Below are 19,770 nucleotides of genomic sequence, written 5' to 3'. Positions count from 1 at the left end.
CGAGAGTCCGCCGAAATGTACGAGCTGTCCCGGGTCCGCCTCTACTCCATCGGCCCCGCCGGTGCGCGCTACGCCGACACCGTGCTCGATCTGCGCGGGGTGGGCGCGCCCGTGCCCCACCCCGCCCCCACCCAGGCGGAGTTCTTCGAGGAGGAGCCGGTGGGGCCGCCGCGCCGCCCGGCCCCCGCCGGGGTGCTCTTCCTGGAGAACGGCGGCGGCAAGTCCGTCCTGCTGAAGCTGATCTTCTCGGTGATGCTGCCCGGCCACCGCAACACGCTCGGCGGCGCCAGCTCCGGGGTGCTGCGCAAGTTCCTGCTGGCCGACGACTGCGGGCATGTGGCCCTGGAGTGGCAGCACACGCTCACCGGCGAACTGGTGGTCGTCGGAAAGGCCAGCGAGTGGCGCGGCCGTCAGGTCTCCAACGACCCGCGGAAGTTCGCCGAGGCGTGGTACTCCTTCCGGCCGGGTCCCGGGCTCAGCCTCGACTCGCTGCCGGTCGCGGAGTCGACGACGGTCCGGCCGCCCGCCGAGGGGGTCTCGGGCGCGCGGGGCCGGCGCCGCACGATGAAGGGCTTCCGGGACGCCATCACCGAGGCGGACAAGTTCTATCCGCACCTCGACGTCCACTGGGAGGAGATCCACGACCGCTGGAACGAACACCTCGGCGAGCTGGGCCTCGACCCCGAACTCTTCCGCTACCAGCGCGAGATGAACGCCGACGAGGGCGAGGCGGCGGGCCTCTTCGCGGTCAAGAAGGACTCCGACTTCACCGATCTGCTGCTGCGGGCCGTCACCGACACCCGGGACACGGACGGACTCGCCGACCTCGTCGGAGGCTTCGGCAACAAGCTGGGCCGCCGCGCCGAACTCACCGCCGAGCGCGACTTCACGGCCGGTTCCGTCGATCTGCTCGGCCGGATCGTCGAGGCCGCCGACGCCCGTGCCCGCGCCCGGGACATCCACGCGGGCGCCGAGCGCCGGGCCCGTACGCTCGTACGACGGCTCGGAGCCCGCTCCGGCGAGGAGCGCGCGCGGGCCGCCGACCTCGCCCACCAGGTCACCGCCGCCGCCCACACGGTGACCACCGCCGAGGAGGCGCGCGGCCGCAGCGCGCTGATCGCCGCCGAACTGGCCTACCGGCACGCCTCCCTGGCGCTCACCGCGGCAGAGAAGCGGGCCGCCGCCCAGCGCCGGGAGCTGACCGACGCCCGGACCCTGCACGCGGCCTGGCAGGCCGCGGAGAACGTGCTGCGGCACCGCGCCGCCGCCGACCGCTCCGCCCGCGTGGCCGTCGCGATCCGGGAGGCCGAGCGGGACGCCGCGCCCGCCCTGGCCGCGCGGGCCACGGCCGCCGCCGATCTCGTACGGGCCCTGCACGCCGCCGCCGAAGAGGGAGAGCGGCTGGCGAACGAGGAGGAGGAGCGCTCCGCCGCGCTCCAGGAGACCGGCGAGGCCGCCCACCGCGACGCGACCTCCTCCGCCACCGAGGCGCAGCGCGCCCGCAGCGAGGCCGGGCATCTGCGCCAGCGCCTCGCCGAGGTCGAGCAGGAGACCGCCGAGGCGGTACGGGCGGGCTGGCTGGACGACACCGCGCCCGACGCCGACCCGGCCCGCGCCGCGCTTGCCGCGAGCGACGCGGAGAAGTCCGCCGTCGCGGGCTGGGAGACGGCCCGCGACGCCGCCCGCGAGACCGCGGAGCGGGCCAGGGAGGCCGCCGCCGCGGAGTCCCGCGCCGAGCTGGCCGCCGCCCGCGCCGCCGACGGCGCGCGGGCCGCGGAGCGGGCGTACGACGTGGAGCGCCGCGCCGCCGAGTCGATCGCCGGGGACGAGCGGCTCGCCGAACTCCTCAGCCTGCCCGCGCCCGTGGCGGTGCCCGGCGTCCCGGGCCCCCGCAGCGCGCCGGGCGCCACCGCGCCCCAGCAGGCCGGCGCCCTCAGCGGTGTCCTCAACAGCGCGCTCGGCGGCGTCCTCGGCGCCGAGGACCTCGACCGGTACGCCGACGAACTGCGCGAGCTGCTGGAGCAGCGCGTCACCTCCGCCGAACGCCAGCTTTTCGAACTGCGCACCGCCGCCGCCGACGACTTCCGGATCCTCGGCGCGCTCGGCGACGGCGGGCTGCTGCCGCCCGGCCCCGATGTCCTCGCCACCGTCGAGTTCCTCGCCGAGCACGGCATCCCCGCCTTGCCGGGCTGGCGCTATCTCGCCCAGGCCGTCGACCCCGCCGACCACGCGGCCGTGCTGGCCGCCCGGCCCGAGCTGGTCGACGGGGTGGTGATCACCGACCCCGACTCGCACGCCCGCGCCCGGGAGGCCCTGTCGGGCGCCGCCCTGCTGCCGCGCTCCACCGTCGCGGTGGGCACCGCCGCCGCGCTGCTGGCCCCCGTCCCGCCGCCGGGCGCGGACGGAGCGGGCGCCGGCGAGGTCTTCCTCGTACCGCCCAACCCCGCCATGCACGACGAGCACGCCGCCGACGAGGAGCGCCACGCGCTGCGCAGCCGCGCCGCCGTCCGGGACGAGGAGATCCGCGTACTGGCGGCCCGGCTCGCCGGTGACCGCGCGCTCGCCGCCCGGCTCGGCTCGTGGCGTGCGGACTGCCCGCCCGGGATGCTCACCGAACTCGCCGCGGCCGCCGCCGCGGCCGGGGAAGCCGCCGAGAGCGCCGTCGAGACGCTCACCGAGGCCCGTACGGTACGGGCGGAGGCCGACGAGGCCGCCGCCGACACGGCCAGGGTCCGCGACGAACGGCAGGAGGCCGCCCAGCGCGCCCGCCGGGTCGCCGATGTCCTGTCGGGCCTCGCCCACCGGCTGCGCGAGCGCTCCCGCTGGCAGGCCAAGCTCCGCGAACTGACCGAGGACGCCGCCGAGTCGGAGGCGCGCGCCGCCGTCTACCTGGAGCGGGCCCGCGCCGCCGACGAGGACCGCAGGGCCGCCCAGCGCGCCGGGGACGACGCCCGCCGCACCGCCCGCGCGCTGCGCGCCGAGCGCGCCGAGATCGCGGGCGCGCCCGAAACGCTCCCGGAGCCCGAGCGGGACACTCCGCGCGCCTCGCTGCCCGCCCTGCGCGAGGCGTACCGCGCGGCCTCGCAGCTGTACGAGAAGGTGGGCGTCGGCGCCGACCTGCGCGCCGAACAGGCCCGTGCCGAGAGCGACGAGTCCGCCGCGCTCGCCGAGCTGGACCGGCTCACCAACAAGGTCCGTACCCGCGCGGCCACACTCCTGGAATCCACGGACGGCGCGGACGGCCCGTCCCGCCAGGCCGCCGCCGCCCGCGCCGAGGCGCTCGTCCAGATGCTGGAGTCGCGCGTCACCACCGCCAGCGAGCAGCTGGGACGGTTCCGCGGCGAGGCCGAGCGGCTCGCCCCCGTCGACGGCGACGCGCACACCGTGCTGCCCGAGGAGCGGATCCCCGCCGACGCCGAGCAGGCGCAGACCCTGCTGCGCACCGCCACCACCGAACTCGCCGTCCGCACCGAGGCGCTGGAGACCGCGCGGGCCGCCCACGGCGAGCTGCTGTACGCGCACCGCGCCGCCGAGGACGGCGCGGGCGGCTTCGACGAGACGTCCGCCCTGCTGCGCGATCTGCTGCGCGGCGCGGTGGCCGACGAGACGGCCGAGGAGGAGACCGCCCGCCCGCCCGAGCCGTACCCGGGCACCCTGGAGGAGGCGCGCCAGTCCACGGCCGAGGCGCGCCGCTCACTGCGCGGCTGCGCCTCCGAGCTCTCCGCGGCGGAGGCCGGCGTGCGGGAGGCGTGTGACGTGCTCGTACGGCACGCCAACTCCACGCGGTACGAGCAGGTGCGCACCCCCGCCCGCCAGCAGATCCGTGAACTGCCCGCGTCCGCGCTGCCCGAGCACGCCGGGGCGTGGGCGCAGGCGTTCGCCCCCCGGCTGCGGGTGCTCACCGACGAGCTGGCGCAGCTGGAGCGCAACCGTGACTCCATCGTCGACCGGCTGCGCGGGCTGGTGGAGTCCGCGCTGACGACACTGCGTTCGGCGCAGCGGCTCTCCCGGCTGCCGGAGGGGCTGGGGGAGTGGTCCGGACAGGAGTTCCTGCGGATCCGCTTCGAGGAGCCGGACAGGACCACGCTCACCGAGCGGCTCGGCGAGGTCGTCGACGAGGCGACCCGCGCGGCCCTGAAGAAGAACCCCGACCTGCGCAGGGACGGCATGTCCCTGCTGCTGCGCGGTGTCCAGGCGGCGTTGCAGCCCCGGGGCATCGCCGTCGAGATCCTCAAGCCCGACGCCGTACTGCGCGCCGAGCGCGTACCGGTCGGGCAGATGGGCGACGTGTTCTCCGGCGGTCAGCTGCTCACCGCCGCCATCGCCCTGTACTGCACGATGGCGGCCCTGCGGAGCAACGACCGGGGCCGCGACAAGCACCGGCACGCGGGCACGCTCTTCCTGGACAACCCGATCGGCCGCGCCAACGCCACCTATCTGCTGGAGCTCCAGCGCGCGGTCTCGGACGCGCTGGGGGTGCAGCTCCTCTACACCACGGGCCTCTTCGACACGACGGCGCTCGCTGAATTCCCGCTGGTCATCCGGTTGCGCAATGACGCCGATCTGCGCGCGGGGCTCAAGTACATCAGCGTGGAGGAGCATCTGCGGCCGGGGCTGCCGCAGCAGGACCCGGACGGTGAGACCGTGCACGGGGAGATCACCGCGACGCGGATGTTCAAACGGACGCCGGAGCCTGTCGGGGAGTAGCCGTCTCGGCCCGCTCGTTGCTCCGGCGCGGACGGGGCGCCCCGTCCGCGCCGGACCGACGCCGTATTCGGGTCTCCTCGCGCGCGGCCCGGCGCGCCGCGCGCCGGGCCAGCCGCCGCTCACGGCGCAGCTGTCGCGCCGTGCTGCTGGGCACCGACACCACCCCGTGGCGCTGGTTCCACACCTGGCGGGTCACCCAGACGTCCAGGACGCCCCAGGTCGCCACCACCGTGGAGGCCACACTGCTCAGCACCATGGGGAAGGCCAGCCAGGACCCCGCCAGGGTGCTGAGGAAGGCGATCATGGCCTGAATCAGTGTCACCGAGGTGATGATCACCGCACGGACCGCGGCCTGCCTGACCGGGTCCGGCATGCGGTACCGCACGGCGGGCTCCTCCACCCAGAGCGCCCGGGCCACCCTGTCGAAACCCTCCGCCGCCGCGGTGTCACGCCGCTCGTCCATCACCATGGACCGTCACTCCCCACACCCACATGTCCGACACCAGGGTGACTGCCCGGCTGTACGCCGTTCACGCCGGACGCGGAAACGAAAGGCAGCCAATGTGGCGCGCGAATCGCCGCAGTGCCCCCAACTTCCCCCTGATCACCGCACACAAGGACGAATAGCCGTGCCGAAAAATTCCCGGCCGGGGCGGTGACTGAATGATTTGAGTCATCCGTATTGACCGGTAACTGGCGTACTGTCCGGCCCCATCGGCCCGATACCGCCGAAAGCAACTCATCGAATACCGGGACAACTCATGATCAAATCGGCAGGGAGTGGCCGAAAAATATCCGGACGTGTCTTCGAGTTGCCGGTGTGACAGTAGTAGGCTCGCGCCGTTTGCTGACGGAGTATCTCCCGCACCATCGCGCGGGGTTTCGACGCATCTCCCGCCCAGCGCGGGGTTCGACCAGGGGGAGGCCATGCGCTTTCGCGGAAAGTCCATCCGCCGGAAGATCGTGGCGCTGTTGCTCGTGCCGCTCATCGGGCTCACCGTCCTGTGGAGCCTGGCCACCACGCTCGCCGGCGCCGAGGCCAAGCAGCTCATCGACGCCGAGCACGCCCTCGGCAGGATCGGCCACCCTGTCGAGGACTCCATCAAGGTCCTCCAGAGCGAGCGCCGCCAGACGCTCATCTTCCTCGCCGCGCCCAGAGCCGCCGACTCGCTGACCGAACTCCGCAGCAGACGCGCCGACACCGACCGCGTGCTGGACCGGCTCCGGCGCAACGCCATGTCCGGCGCGCGCGACCGGATCGACGACATCACCATGGACCGGCTCGACCGGCTCACCGAGGCCCTGGACGGCCTCGCGCTGATGCGCCGCTCCGTGGAGCAGAGCACCGTCACCCGGGAAGACGCGCTGGCGTTCTACAACGGACTCGTCGACCCCGGCCACAGCGTCCTGGCGGCCCTGTACGGCCAGGAGGACGTACACGGCGACAACTGGGGCCGCGCGCTCATCGGCCTCGACCGCGCCACCGAGATGCTCTCCCGAGAGGACGCCCTCGTCGCCTCCGCGCTGATCTCGCGCACGATGACCGCCGAGGACGTACGCGGCACCTCCGACCTGGTCGCCAACCGTGTGCTGCTGTACGAGACCAACCTCGCCGACCTGCCCCTCTCCGACCGCTCGACACTTGAGCGGTACTGGCGCACCCCCGCCACGCTCGAACTGCGCCAGACCGAGGACCGCATCATCGCGGCGGGCGCCGGATCCACGGCCAAGACGGTCACCGCCGGGACCTGGCAGAGGATGACCGCCTCCGTCCTCGACGACCTGAGCGACGAGAGCGTCGAGGCCACCGCGCTCTACCAGCAGCACATCGACCCCATACGCGCCGAGGTGTTCCTCCGCGTCGGCATCGCCGCCGCCCTCGGTCTCGTCGCGCTCCTGGTCTCCCTCATCGTGTCCGTACGCGTCGGCCGCGACCTGATCAGAGACCTGTCCCGGCTCCGCAAGGAGGCCCACGAGGTCTCCGGCGTACGCCTGCCCAGCGTGATGCGCCGCCTCGCCGCCGGCGAGCCGGTCGACGTGGAGACCGAGGCGCCCCGGCTGGATTACGAGAAGGACGAGGTCGGCCAGGTCGGCCAGGCGCTCAACACCCTCCAGCGCGCCGCCGTCGAGGCGGCCGTCAAACAGGCCGACCTCCGACGCGGCGTCTCCGAGGTGTTCGTCAACCTCGCCCGCCGCAACCAGGTCCTGCTCCACCGTCAGCTCACGCTCCTGGACACCATGGAGCGCCGTACCGAGGACACCGAGGAACTGGCCGACCTCTTCCGGCTCGACCACCTCACCACGCGTATGCGTCGGCACGCCGAGGGCCTGGTGATCCTCTCCGGAGCCGCGCCCTCCCGGCAGTGGCGCAAGCCGGTCCAGCTCATGGACGTGGTGCGCGCGGCCGTCGCCGAGGTCGAGGACTACGAGCGCATCGAGGTCCGCAGGCTCCCGCGCATCGGCGTCGGCGGCCCCGCCGTCGCCGACCTCACCCACCTCATCGCCGAACTCCTGGAGAACGCCACGGTGTTCTCGCCGCCGCACACCGCGGTACAGGTGCACGGCGAGCGGGTCGCCAACGGCTTCACCCTGGAGATCCACGACCGCGGCCTCGGCATGGCCCCCGAGGTCCTGCTCGACGCGAATCTGCGGCTCGCGGAGACCCCCGAGTTCGAGCTGTCCGACACCGACCGCCTCGGTCTGTTCGTGGTCAGCCGGCTCGCCCAGCGGCAGAACGTCCGTATCTCCCTCCAGCCCTCCCCGTACGGCGGGACGACCGCGATCGTCTTCCTGCCCGTCGTGCTGCTCACCGACGCCCCCGAGACCGAGGGCACCGGTTTCCGGCTCGAACGGAAGAACGCCCCGGAGCGGGTGGAGCGCGGACGTGGCCGTGCCGAGAAGAGCGGCAGGCTCGCCGCGCTCGGGAAGATCGCCACCGGACAGGGCGCCGCCCCGTCCGTGCTCGACGGCCCGGTCGAGCTCGAACCACCGGTCGGGGCTCTGGACGGCCAGGGCCCTCCGGTACTCGGCGGAGGTGACGGCATCGGCGACATCGATGACACGGAGAGCGAGCGCGGCGGCCTGTTCCGCGCCAGGGACCGGGCACACGCCGCCGCCGGACAGCCGTCCGACGGGCCCGAAGGGACCCGCGACATCCGGGACGCCCGTGAGCGGCGCGACGGCCACGCCGTACCGGACGCGGGAACGGACCGCGCCGGAACCGGGTTCGGCGAGCCGGTCCTGCCCCGCCGCAAGCGCCCCGCCCTGGTCGCGGACCGGGGCCGCCGCGTGGACGACCCGAGCCGTTCCCGTACGGTGGCGGAACCGGCCACCGGCCGCGCCTTCTCCGGCGTACCGGCGCAGACCTCGCGCCGCGCGCCGTCCGATGACGCCCCGTCACTGATCGACGGGCTGCCCCGCCGGGTCCGGCAGGCCAGCCTCGCCCCCCAGCTGAGGGACATCACCCAGGACCGGACCGCCGACTCCGCCCCCCCGCGGGGGCACGACGAGCGGGACGCGGACGAGGTCCGCAGTCGCATGGCTTCGCTCCAACGGGGCTGGCAGCGCGGTCGTCGGCAGAATGACGCCGACACCACCGGCCCGGGTGAGACACAAGGAACCACATCTGAGGGAGACGGTCGATGACCGCACCGAACATCGCAGCACGCAACCCCAACGGCCCCAATGCGATGGGGGAGCTGAACTGGCTCCTCGACGAGCTGGTCGAGCGGGTCGCCAGTATCCGCAAGGCGTTGGTCCTCTCCGGCGACGGTCTCGCGACCGGCACCTCCAAGGGCCTCACCCGTGAGGACGGCGAGCATCTCGCCGCCGTCGCCTCCGGATTCCACAGCCTCGCCAAGGGCGTCGGCCGCCACTTCGACGCGGGCACGGTGCGGCAGACCGTCGTCGAACTGGACGACGCGTTCCTCTTCGTCACCGCGGCGGGCGACGGCAGCTGCCTGGCGGTCCTGTCCGACGCGAACTCCGATGTCGGCCAGGTCGCCTACGAGATGACCCTCATGGTCAAGAGAGTCGGAGTCCATCTCGGCACGGCACCACGCACCGGCCTGTCCGCCGGCGGATGAGCGGGCCGGCATGAGTGAAGAAGGCCAGGATCAACAGCACTGGTTCGACGGCGAAGCCGGACCGGTCGTACGTCCCTACGCGATGACACGCGGTCGCACCAGCACCGCCACGCGCCACAGGCTCGACCTGATCGCGCTCGTCGTGTGCGAACCCGCGGCCGGTGACCCCGGCCGCGACCAGACGCTCTCCCCCGAGCATGTGGAGATCGTCGAACGCTGTTACACGAGCCCCCAGTCGATCGCCGAGCTCGCCGCGAGCCTGGACCTGCCCGTCGGGGTGGTCCGGGTCCTCGTGGGCGATCTCGTCGAGGACGAGCTCGTGCATGTAACCCGTCCCGTTCCGCCGGCCGAGCTGCCGGACGTGAGCATTCTCCGCGAGGTGATCAATGGTCTTCGGGCGCTCTAGCCACAGACCGCGTCCGGTCGATCCGGTATCGCTGAAGATCCTGGTCGCGGGCGGTTTCGGGGTGGGCAAGACCACCCTGGTGGGCGCGGTCAGCGAGATCAGGCCGCTGCGCACGGAGGAAATACTCAGCGAGGCCGGCCGCCCCGTCGACGACATCGCGGGGGTCGAGGAGAAGACGACCACCACGGTCGCCATGGACTTCGGCCGGATCACGCTCCGCGAGGACCTGGTGCTGTACGTCTTCGGCACCCCGGGCCAGGACCGTTTCTGGTTCCTCTGGGACGAGCTGGCCCAGGGCGCCCTGGGCGCGGTCGTGCTCGCCGACACCCGGCGCCTCGCGGACTCCTTCGCCGCGGTCGACTACTTCGAGCGGCGTGGCATCCCGTTCACCGTCGCCGTCAACTGCTTCGAGGGCGCGGACCGTTTCCCCGGCGAGACCGTGCGCTCGGCGCTCGACCTCGACCCCGAGGTCCCGCTGCTGATGTGCGACGCGCGCGACCGCGAGTCCGTCAAGGAGGTGCTCGTCTCGGTCGTGGAACACGCCATGAACCGGGCCGCCACCCGGCACGCGCCCGCGGCGACCTGACCTCCGGGACCCGCCCCCGGTTACGGAACACGGCCCGCACCCCCACCGACCGGGGTACGGGCCGTGGCTCGTGCGGGCCACCGAGGGGCGGCCGGAGAAGGGGCAGTTTTCACCGGCGCCCGGGGCACGTCAAGACCGTCGGCGGCACGGCCTGTCCGGTGGAGTACGAGAGACCCGCGCGCCCCGAGAACCGAAAGGGCCCGGCCGGCGTCCCACCCCAGGGAGGACGGACGGCCGGAGCCCACGGGGGTGGTCCCGGCCGCCCGTCTCCCGTCCCGCCCACCGGCGCCCGCGCTCAGTGCCCGGCGCCCGGGGGCCAGGCCACCGGGAAGTCGAAGTACGTGTCCGGGAAGGTCTCCGGGCGGTGCGTGAAGTGCCACCACTCCTCGGGCAGGTTGGCGAACCCGACCTCGGCCAGCGCCGACCTCAGCAGCCGCCGGTGGGCACGCTGCTCGTCCGTCACCCGGGGATCGTCGGTGTGCGAAAGCGTATCGAAACAGTCGAAACCGGTACCCATATCGACGGAGTTGTCGGGAAACCGCTCCGCCCGCGGTCCGTAGCAGGGCGCGAGCGGCTCACCCGGCAGGTACGGACGCGTCGGCCGGGCGGGCAGCCGTACCAGGGTCAGATCGACCGTACTGCCCCGGCTGTGCCCGGACTTCTCCGCGAGGTAACCGTCCTCGAACAGAGCCGACTTGTCGACGCGCGGATAGAACTCCGCCTTCATCCGCTCGTCCTGGAGATCCCCGGCCCACCGTACGAAGTGATCGACCGCCCGCTGCGGCCGGTAACAGTCGTACACCTTGAGCGAGTAGCCCCGGCGCACCAGCTTCAGCTGCGCCCGCCGCAGCGCCTCGGCGGTGGAGCGGGTCACGAGGCAGACGGGCTGCCGGTAGCCGTCCACCGGCACACCCAGGAAGGTGTGCGGCGTGACGTAGCGCATCTCCTGGATGACCGTCGGCGCGATCCGGCGCAGCGCCACGAACTCCTTCGGTACGGAGGGCTCCCCGTCCGCCCGAGCGGTGGGCGCGACGGCGGTGACGGCGAGCAGGGCGGCGGCCGAGGCGGCCAGGGCACGGAACAGGGACGCAAGTTTTGTCATGGGCACAGGGATCTATCAGTTCCCGTGGCCGGGCGGAAGAGCGAGCGGATACGTCCGCGCGTGTCCGCCCCCGGAAACGAACCCCGGCCCGTCCCCGACTCCCCTTGCGGCGCCTGCGGCACCCCGTACACGGCCCCGGCCTGCCGGCCCCGTACCTGCGGCCGCTGCGGCACCACCGCGTACGGCACCCCGCTGCCCGTCGCCGTCGCGCTCTCGCGCTCCAGCCCGTCACGGACGACCGGGGCACCGCGCTCGTCGTCATCACCCGCGCGGTCGAACCCGCCTACGGAGGCCGCCCTGCCCGGCGGCTTCGTCGACCACGCCGAGGACCGGCGCCACGCGGTCGTACGGGAACTGCGCGAGGAGACCGGCATCGAGGCGGCCAGGACGAGGTCCGCCTCGCCGACGCGCTCAGCTCGCCCGGCGGCCACCTGCTGCTCTTCGGCCTGCTCCCGGCCCTCCCGGCGGACCGGCTGCCACCCCCGGCCATCCCCGACGAGACCGCGGGCCGCGACCTCCTGCGCGCACCGGCCGAGCCGGCGTTCCCCCTGCACACGCAGGCGGTGTACGCCTGGTTCGCGGGCCGCTACGACACCGCGCGGCACGCCTGACGGAACGGCGCCCCCGGCTCACCGCCCCCGTACCTGAACGGGACAGTCCGGCACCGCCGTCCCCTCCGTCCCCACCCGCTCCACCCGCACCGCCCCGTCCACCAGCCGCGAGGTGTACCGCTCGACCTCCGCCACCGCCCAGCCGTCCCCCGGATCCCGCACCACCAGCCCGCCGCCCACCCGCCCCGCCGCCGGAGCCCACACCTCCAGCGCCGGCCCACCGTCCGCACCCCGCACGGGAATCACCGCACCCGCGCGCGCCAGCACCGGGATACGCGACCGGGGCGCGTCCAGCAGCACCTGGCCGCCGCCCTCGTACGCCTCCTCCGTCGCCGTGTCGTACCACCGCCCGGGAGGCAGCCGCACCGCCCGCCGGTCCGCGCCACACTCCAGCACCGGCGCCACCAGCAGCGCGTCCCCCAGCAGAAACGCGTCCTCACAGTCCCGCAGCGCCCGGTCCTCCGGCGTCCCCCACCACACCGGCCGCGCGTACGGTGCCCCGGTCAGCCGCGCCAGCTGGGCCAGCGTCACGAAATACGGCCGCAGCCGCTCCCGCTCCCGCAGCGCCGCCCGCGCGTGCTCCAGCACCTCGGGACCGAACTCCCACGGCTCCCGGCGCCCCGCGTCGATCGCCGCGTGCGTACGGAACAACGGCAGATACGCCCCCAGCTGGAACCACCGCAGATACAGCTCCGGCGACGGACTCCCGTCGAACCCGCCCACATCGGGCCCCGAGTACGGCACCCCGCACAGCCCCAGCCCCAGCACCAGCGAGAGCGACGCCCGCAGCCCCGGCCAGCCCGTCGACACATCCCCCGACCACGTCCCGCCGTACCGCTGCATCCCCGCCCAGCCCGCGCGCGAGAACAGGAAGGGACGCTCGTCCGGCCGCAGCCGCCGCAGCCCCTCGAACCCCGCCCGCGCCATGGCCAGCGCGTACACATTGTGCGCCTCACGGTGGTCACCGCCCCGGCCCTCCAACCGGTGCCGCGCCGAACGCGGCAGCGTCGGATCGCCGAACGGGGCGAAGGACACCGGCTCGTTCATGTCGTGCCACACCCCGGCGAACCCCTGCGCCAGCCGCTCCTCGTACAACCCGCCCCACCAGTCGCGCACCGCCGGATCGGTGAAATCCGGATAGACGCACGTGCCCGGCCAGACCTCGCCCCGCACTTCCCGGCCCCGCCCGTCCCGTACGAACGCCCCGGCGGGACCCACCGCCGCACCGCTGTCGTACACCGCCACACCCGGCTCCGCCCGCACCGCCGGATCGACGATCGAGACCAGCCGGATCCCGGCCTTCCGCAACTCCCCGGCCAGCCCCGGCAGATCGGGGAAACGCGCGCGGTCGACGGTGAAGACCCGGTGCGCGTCGTAGTGGTCGATGTCCAGATGGACGGCGGACAGCGGCAGCCCCCGCTCCCGGTACCCCGCCACGATCCGCCGCACCTCCCGCTCACTGCCGAACCCCCACCGCGCGTGCTGCGGCCCGAGCGCCCACGACGGAGGCGGCACGGGAGCCCCGCTCAGCGCCGTCCAGGCGTGCAGCACCCGGGCCGGCGTCCCGGTCACCACCCAGCACCGCAACGGTCCGCCGTCCATCCGCAACTCACTGGTCCCCGGCCGGTCATGGCCGGAACCCGCCCCCTCCTCGCCCTCCCCGATCGTCACCCGGCCGTCCCACGCGTTGTCGTGGAACGCCAGATGCGTCCCCGCGTCCGCCACCACCAGCTGCACCGGCATCGTCACGTACAGCGGATCGTCGGCCGGACCGAACCCACCACCTGGATCGGTGTTCCACAGCCGGTACGTCCCGTCCCGCAGCCGGGGCCCCGACCCCCGGCCGCCCAGCCCGAAGAACCGCGCGTCCGCGGCCACCTCCGTCCGCTGCACCCAGCGCGCCGTACCCCCCGCCACCGGCTCCCACCAGCGCGGCGGCAGCTCCCGCCGCAGCACCACACCGCCCGGCGTACGCACCTCGACCCCGCCGTGCCGGGAGACCGCCACCGTCACCCGCTCCGACACCACCCGCCAGCCGCCGTCCTTGTCCGGTTCCAGCAGCGCCCGCGGATCCGGCTCGGGCCCCGCGTCGGCCAGCGCGTACGACGGCAGCGGCGCCGCGCCGTCCCACCCCCAGAACACCGCGCCGCCCACCATGACGCACACCTTCAGCTCCGCGCGGGCGAACCGCACGGTCCCCCCGCCCGGCAGCGGCTCGGCGGCGACGACCGGCCCCGGCACCCGCGCCCGCTCCGGACCGCGCGCCACCCGCTCCCGGGCGTCCGCACGCCGCCCGCGCCAGGCCGACCGCAGGGAGCGAAGCCCCCGCGCCGAACCGACCGCCTTCATCGAACGCACCAGCTCACGACCGTCCATGACGCCAGCCTGCCACCCGCGGAGATCTTCCGAAGCACCGTTCAACTCCCGTTCACCCGCGGTGGCGCACGATGTCGCCGAACCGCCACGAAGGCCCGCGTCTGGTGCCCGGGACGATCACATGGCATCGTCCGTGACAGCCCGCACCACGCGCTTACACACGTCCCGGGAGCCGCCCCCATGACCGCAGCAGCCAGCCCCGAACCCCTCTGGCAGCCGAGCCCCGACCGTATCGCCGCCGCCGGGATCACCCGCTTCCAGAGCTGGGCCGCCGAACGGTACGGAGCCCCCGCCGAGGGCGGCTACGCGGCGCTGCACCGCTGGTCCGTCGAGGAGCTGGAGACCTTCTGGACCGCCGTCGCCGACTGGTTCGCCATCCGCTTCACCACCCCGTACGAACGCGTCCTCGGCGCCCGGACCATGCCCGGCGCCCAGTGGTTCCCCGGCGCCACTCTCAACTACGCCGAACACGCCCTGTGCACCGCCGAGGACCCCTCCCGTGCCCATGAACCCGCCCTCCTGCACGTCGCCGAGACAGCGGAACAGACCCAGGTCAGCTGGTCCGAACTCCGCCGCCAAGTGGCCTCGCTCGCCACCGAACTGCGCGCGCTGGGCGTACGCCCCGGGGACCGCGTCAGCGGCTACCTCCCCAACATCCCGCAGGCCGTCACCGCCCTGCTCGCCACCGCCGCCGTCGGCGCCGTCTGGACCTCCTGCGCCCCCGACTTCGGCGCCCGCGGTGTCCTGGACCGCTTCCAGCAGGTCGAACCCGTCGTCCTGTTCGCCGTCGACGGCTACCGCTACGGCGGCAAGGAACACGCCCGTACGGAAACGGTCGCCGAACTCCGCCGCGAACTGCCCACCCTGCGCGCCGTGATCCACGTCCCGCTGCTGGGCACCCCGGCCCCCGAGGGCGCCCTCGACTGGTCGGCCGTCACCACGGGCGCCGAGGACACCGCCCCCGTCTTCGAACAGGTCCCCTTCGACCACCCCCTGTGGGTCCTGTACTCCTCCGGCACCACCGGCCTGCCCAAGGCGATCGTCCAGTCCCAGGGCGGCATCCTGCTGGAACACTTCAAACAGCTCGGCCTGCACTGCGACCTCGGCCCGGCGGACCGCTTCTTCTGGTACACCTCCACCGGCTGGATGATGTGGAACTTCCTCGTCTCCGGTCTGCTCACCGGCACCACGATCGTGCTGTACGACGGCAGTCCGGGGTTCCCCGCCGTCGACGCCCAGTGGGCCGTCGCCGAACGCACCGGCGCCACCCTCTTCGGCACCTCGGCGGCGTACGTCATGGCCTGCCGCAAGGCCGGCGTACACCCCGGCCGCGACCACGACCTCTCCCGTATCGGCTGCGTCGCCACCACCGGATCGCCCCTGCCTCCCGACGGATTCCGCTGGCTCCACGACGAGGTGGCCGACGACCTGTGGATCGCCTCCGTCAGCGGCGGCACCGATGTGTGCAGCTGCTTCGCCGGGGCCGTACCCACCCTCCCCGTCCACATCGGGGAACTCCAGGCCGCCTGCCTCGGCACCGACCTCCAGGCATGGAACCCGCAGGGCGAGCCGGTGACCGGCGAGGTCGGCGAACTGATCGTCACCAACCCCATGCCGTCCATGCCCGTCCGCTTCTGGAACGACCCGGACGGCAGCCGCTACCACGACAGCTACTTCGACATGTTCCCCGGCGTCTGGCGACACGGCGACTGGATCACCCTCACCGACCGGGGCTCGGTCGTCATCCACGGCCGCTCCGACTCCACCCTCAACCGCCAGGGTGTCCGGATGGGCTCCGCCGATATCTACGAAGTCGTCGAACGCCTCCCCGAGATCCGCGAATCCCTGGTCATCGGTGTGGAGGAACCGGACGGCGGCTACTGGATGCCGCTCTTCGTCCAGCTCGCGGAGGGCGCGACCCTCGACGAACGGCTGCGCGCCGACATCACCGCCGCCCTGCGCACCCAGCTCTCCCCGCGCCATGTCCCCGACGAGATCATCGAAGTCCCCGGCATCCCCCACACCCTCACCGGCAAACGCATCGAGGTCCCCGTCAAACGCCTCCTCCAGGGCGCGCCGCTGGACAAGGCCGTCAACGCGGGCTCCGTGGACAACGTGGAACTGCTCCGCTTCTACGAGGACCTCGGCCGCACCCGCGCTGTCAGACCCCTCGGTTACGGTGAGTGAGCAAGGTTCGACCGTGCTCAGCACTCAGTAATCAGCGCTCAGGGGGAGCCATGGCGCACACCGACCACCGTGACAGGACACTCAGGACCGCACGCCGCAGACTGCGGCGCGAAGTCCCCAGCACCGTGGGCCTGCTGGCCGACGAGCGGGACTTCACCGCGATGCGGGGGTACCGCACCTTCACCTTCGACGACCACTCCGCCTATCTGCGGCAGGTCGAGGCCCTGCTGAGATCCCTCGCCGCCCGGGGCGGGCACACCACCGTCGCGCTCTTCGACCCGGAGGAGTACGCGGAATACTGCGCGGAGGAGGGCCTCGCCCCCGACAGCGCGGAGAGCCGCAGCCGCTTCACCGCCGTCATCCCGGTGACCGGCGCGGCCGTCGCCTACACCGGCCAGCCCATCGACGCCCTGATCCCGCTGCTCATCAACACGGCGGTCCGCAGAGCCACCTGGGAGTACGCGACGATGCTCCTCGCCGACCTGGGGGAGTGCGCCGACTGCGGTCAGGACATCGGACGCGAGGCATTCGAGCGGGCGTCCGAGCTTCTGCCGCGGCTCATCGAAGGCGCGGGGCCCGGCGCCCACCACCTCGTCTGCAGCGTCACCGCCGCCGACGAACAGCTCATGGCCGTCCTCCACACCACCGCAGGGCCGTCGGGGACGCCTGCCCGCCTCGGCACCTCCGAGGGTGCCGAGTTCGTCACGGTCCTGGCGGCGGGCATCGCCCTGGAGAGCGCCGGGGGAGTGGTCCTGCGGACGACAGCGCCCGGCACCCCGGACCGGCTCCACGGCTGGCGCCTGCGCCACGGCGCCCTCACCCCGCTCACCGTGGGCGAGGTCTTCAGCGCCTACTGCACCGACGCGGACACCGGAGAGCCGCTCTCCCCCGAGCCCGGCGTGGAGTACTGCGCGGGCTTCGACCTCGGCCCGGCCGACACCGGCACCCACCACTGACCGAAAGGCACCCGGAAAGGCCCCGAAAGGGCTCCGAAAAGGGGAGGGGCTCCCCGCCGCACGACGGCGGGAAGTCCCTCCCCCTCACCCACATCCGCTCACTCGCCGGACAGCACCGCCTGCGCGGCCGCCCTGGCGTCCTCCGCGGTGTCCGTGGCCCGCGCGGCCGCGGCCGCGCGCTCGCACTGCGCCAGCGTGTGCTTGGCCAGAGTCGACCGTACGTAGGGAATGGAGGCCGCGCCCATCGACAGCGACGTCACACCGAGTCCGGTGAGCACACACGCGAGCAGCGGATCGGCCGCGGCCTCACCACACACACCACAGCTCTTTCCCTCGGCCCTGGCCCCCTCGGCCGACAGCGCCACCAGATCGAGCAGCGCGGGCTGCCACGGGTCCTGGAGCCGTGACACCGCGCCCACCTGCCGGTCGGCGGCGAAGGTGTACTGCGCGAGGTCGTTGGTCCCCAGCGACAGGAACTCGACCTCCTGGAGGATCGACCTGGAGCGCAGCGCGGCGGACGGAATCTCCACCATCGCACCGAACTTCGCGGTCAGCCCCGCCTCCCGGCAGGCGTCCGCGAACGCCCTGGCATCGGTGCGGTCGGCCACCATCGGCGCCATCACCTCCAGATGCACCGGCAGCCCGGCGGCGGCCTTAGCCAGCGCCGTCAGCTGGGTCCGCAGCACCTCGGGGTGGTCCAGCAGGCTCCGCAGACCACGCACACCGAGCGCCGGGTTCGGCTCGTCGGCGGGGGTCAGGAAGTCCAGCGGCTTGTCCGCGCCCGCGTCCAGCACCCGTACGACCACCCGCCCCTCGGGGAACGCTTCGAGCACCGCCCGGTACGCGGCGACCTGCTTCTCCTCGGACGGAGCCCGCTCGCTGTCGTCCAGGAACAGGAACTCGGTACGGAAGAGACCCACGCCCTCGGCGCCCGCCGCGACCGCGGCCGGCACATCGGCGGGCCCACCGATATTGGCGAGCAGCGGCATCGTGTGACCGTCCGAGGTGGCGCCGGGCCCGGAGGACGCGGACAGCGCGGCCTTCCGCGCGGCGGCGGCCTCCGCCAGTTCCGCCCGCTTCTCGGCGCTCGGCTCGACGAAGATGTCACCGGTGCTGCCGTCGACCGCGATCACGGTGCCCTCACCGATCTCCCCGGCCCCCGGCAGCGCGACAACGGCGGGCACCCCGAGCGCCCGCGCCAGAATCGCGCTGTGACTCGTCGGCCCGCCCTCCTCGGTCACAAACCCCAGCACCAGAGCCGGGTCGAGCAACGCCGTGTCCGCCGGCGCGAGGTCACGGGCGATCAGTACGTACGGCTCGTCGCTGTCCGGCACCCCCGGCATCGGAACGCCCAGCAGCCGGGCGACGATACGGTTCCGCACATCGTCCAGGTCCGCGACGCGCCCGGCCAGATACTCCCCGGCGTTCGCGAGCAGCGCGCGGTACGAGGCGAACGCGTCGTACACCCCGCGCTCGGCCGTGGACCCAACGGCGATCCGCCGCTCCACATCGGCCATCAGCTCCGGGTCCTGCGCCATCAGGGCCTGCGCCTCGAGCACGGCCTGCGCCTCGCCACCGGCGAGATTGCCGCGGGCGATCAGATCGGCGGACACGGCCTCGACGGCCCGGTGGGCGCGGGCCTGTTCGCGCTCCGCGTCCTCCACCGGGATCTGCTTGGCCGGCGGCTCCAGCACCGCGGTGCCCATGTGCCGGACCTCACCGATCGCCACTCCGTGACTGACCCCGACGCCTCGCAGCGTTGTCTGCATTTCACCCGTCCGCGGTTATGCGGCGACGAGGTCGCCGCGTTGGATGTATGACGAGCGTCCCGCGCCCGTCCCTGATGTACGACATAGGTGTCATCGCCAGCTGAAGAGCGTGTCGCCGGTCGCTACCTCACTGCCCTTCCCGGCGTGCGTGTCCGTCAGGGAGTCGGCGGTGGCCTCCAGCGCGATGACCGGGCAGATGGGGGACTTGCCGGCCGCTTCCACCTCGACGGGGTTCCAGCGCACGATGCCCTGTCCCCGGACGACCGTGTCGCCCTTGTTGACCAGCAGCTCGAACCCGGCGCCATTGAGCTGCACCGTGTCGATCCCCAGATGCGTCAGCACCCCGTGCCCCTCTCCGTCCACCACCACGAAGGCGTGCGGATGCAGGGAAACCACAACGCCGTCGACCGGTGAGACAACAACCCCCGGCTCCCGTACGGGATCGATGGCGGTCCCCGGCCCCACCATCTCGCCGGCGAATACCGGATCGGGCACCGCGGCGAGCCCGATGGCCCGTCCGCCCAGCGGAGCTGTCACGACAGTCATGGGGAGCCTCCCGGAGGCAAAGCAGAAGATCAAGGGGGCGGTCGTCACCCTCCGTGAGGGAGCGACGCGCTGTTCAGAAGGGTAAGTCATAGGAAGTGACGGTTCCGGGTAAGAGCTACCTGTTGTCCGCGGGTTGATCGACCCGGTGGCGCACGGCAGACGATTTGCTTGCGTCGTCCGACGAGATGTACTGTCGTACTCCTGCCTGACACCAACACGACATTGAGTCGGGGGTCGGCGGAATCCAGCAAGTCTTGATCCTTACCAGGGTTCTGCTTTCGTATGTCTGCGGAACGGTGGTCAGGGAGAACGAAAAGGCCTGCTAGAGTTTGAAACGCAAGAACGAAACACCGAAGGGAAAGCCCGGAGGAAAGCCCGAGAGGGTGAGTACAAAGGAAGCGTCCGTTCCTTGAGAACTCAACAGTGTGCCAAAAGTCAA

The 19,770-nt window shown here is 73.0% G+C and carries 12 protein-coding genes and 1 pseudogene; 8 read left to right on the top strand and 5 right to left on the bottom strand.

The features are described from left to right. Positions 1-15: 15 nt before the first annotated feature. On the top strand, positions 16-4,707 hold the full coding sequence (locus ACIP8W_RS08960; RefSeq protein ID WP_401949573.1) for a hypothetical protein: 4,692 nt from the start codon (positions 16-18) through the stop codon (positions 4,705-4,707). Here ACIP8W_RS08960 and ACIP8W_RS08955 read toward each other — a convergent pair. Then, the gene (locus ACIP8W_RS08955; protein WP_402202485.1) at positions 4,676-5,176 is read right to left on the bottom strand and encodes a hypothetical protein; all 501 of its coding nucleotides are present in this window, start codon (positions 5,174-5,176) and stop codon (positions 4,676-4,678) included. The two genes, ACIP8W_RS08960 and ACIP8W_RS08955, sit on opposite strands and share 32 nt — an antisense overlap. 458 nt (positions 5,177-5,634) lie before the next feature. Between ACIP8W_RS08955 and ACIP8W_RS08950 the strand changes: the two genes are divergently transcribed. From ACIP8W_RS08950 to ACIP8W_RS08935, 4 genes are read left to right on the top strand one after another with little or no spacing between them, the layout of a single operon-like run. Beyond that, entirely contained in the window at positions 5,635-8,352 is a 2,718-nt protein-coding gene (locus ACIP8W_RS08950; protein WP_402202481.1) for a nitrate- and nitrite sensing domain-containing protein, read from the top strand. After that, positions 8,349-8,792: a roadblock/LC7 domain-containing protein gene (locus ACIP8W_RS08945; RefSeq protein WP_401949565.1), complete on the top strand. Its 444-nt coding sequence runs from the start codon at positions 8,349-8,351 to the stop codon at positions 8,790-8,792. Before ACIP8W_RS08950 ends, ACIP8W_RS08945 begins: the two co-directional genes overlap by 4 nt. 10 nt (positions 8,793-8,802) lie before the next feature. Continuing rightward, positions 8,803-9,198, top strand: a complete 396-nt coding sequence (locus ACIP8W_RS08940; RefSeq protein ID WP_401949563.1) for a DUF742 domain-containing protein — start codon at positions 8,803-8,805, stop codon at positions 9,196-9,198. Continuing rightward, a complete protein-coding gene (locus tag ACIP8W_RS08935) occupies positions 9,179-9,784 on the top strand; it encodes a GTP-binding protein (protein ID WP_402202479.1) in 606 nt (201 codons plus the stop codon). Before ACIP8W_RS08940 ends, ACIP8W_RS08935 begins: the two co-directional genes overlap by 20 nt. Positions 9,785-10,079: 295 nt before the next feature. Here ACIP8W_RS08935 and ACIP8W_RS08930 read toward each other — a convergent pair whose 3' ends face one another. Continuing rightward, complete coding sequence (locus ACIP8W_RS08930) at positions 10,080-10,886, bottom strand: M15 family metallopeptidase (protein ID WP_401949559.1); 807 nt, start codon at positions 10,884-10,886, stop codon at positions 10,080-10,082. 60 nt (positions 10,887-10,946) lie between these two features. On the opposite strand from ACIP8W_RS08930, the pseudogene ACIP8W_RS08925 reads away from it, so the two are divergent. Beyond that, a pseudogene (locus ACIP8W_RS08925) lies at positions 10,947-11,497 on the top strand (NUDIX domain-containing protein). 18 nt (positions 11,498-11,515) lie between these two features. On the opposite strand, the gene ACIP8W_RS08920 reads toward ACIP8W_RS08925, so the two are convergent. Further along, on the bottom strand, positions 11,516-13,873 hold the full coding sequence (locus ACIP8W_RS08920) for a TIM-barrel domain-containing protein (RefSeq protein WP_401949557.1): 2,358 nt from the start codon (positions 13,871-13,873) through the stop codon (positions 11,516-11,518). Positions 13,874-14,053: 180 nt separating this feature from the next. Here ACIP8W_RS08920 and ACIP8W_RS08915 point away from each other — a divergent pair, with 180 nt between their 5' ends. Further along, the gene (locus ACIP8W_RS08915; RefSeq protein ID WP_402202476.1) at positions 14,054-16,060 is read left to right on the top strand and encodes an acetoacetate--CoA ligase; all 2,007 of its coding nucleotides are present in this window, start codon (positions 14,054-14,056) and stop codon (positions 16,058-16,060) included. Between the two features lie 50 nt (positions 16,061-16,110). Further along, complete coding sequence (locus ACIP8W_RS08910; RefSeq protein WP_401949553.1) at positions 16,111-17,016, top strand: hypothetical protein; 906 nt, start codon at positions 16,111-16,113, stop codon at positions 17,014-17,016. Between the two features lie 98 nt (positions 17,017-17,114). On the opposite strand, the gene ptsP is transcribed toward ACIP8W_RS08910, so the two are convergent. Both ptsP and ACIP8W_RS08900 read right to left on the bottom strand, forming a co-directional pair. Next, the gene (ptsP, locus tag ACIP8W_RS08905) at positions 17,115-18,785 is read right to left on the bottom strand and encodes a phosphoenolpyruvate--protein phosphotransferase (RefSeq protein WP_401949550.1); all 1,671 of its coding nucleotides are present in this window, start codon (positions 18,783-18,785) and stop codon (positions 17,115-17,117) included. A 90-nt stretch (positions 18,786-18,875) separates the two neighbouring features. Continuing rightward, positions 18,876-19,331: a PTS glucose transporter subunit IIA gene (locus ACIP8W_RS08900; RefSeq protein WP_402202474.1), complete on the bottom strand. Its 456-nt coding sequence runs from the start codon at positions 19,329-19,331 to the stop codon at positions 18,876-18,878. Positions 19,332-19,770: the final 439 nt, after the last annotated feature.

The organism is Streptomyces sp. NPDC088554 (assembly GCF_044752945.1).
Lineage (GTDB): Bacteria > Actinomycetota > Actinomycetes > Streptomycetales > Streptomycetaceae > Streptomyces.
This window is presented reverse-complemented; position numbering and strand designations above follow the sequence as displayed.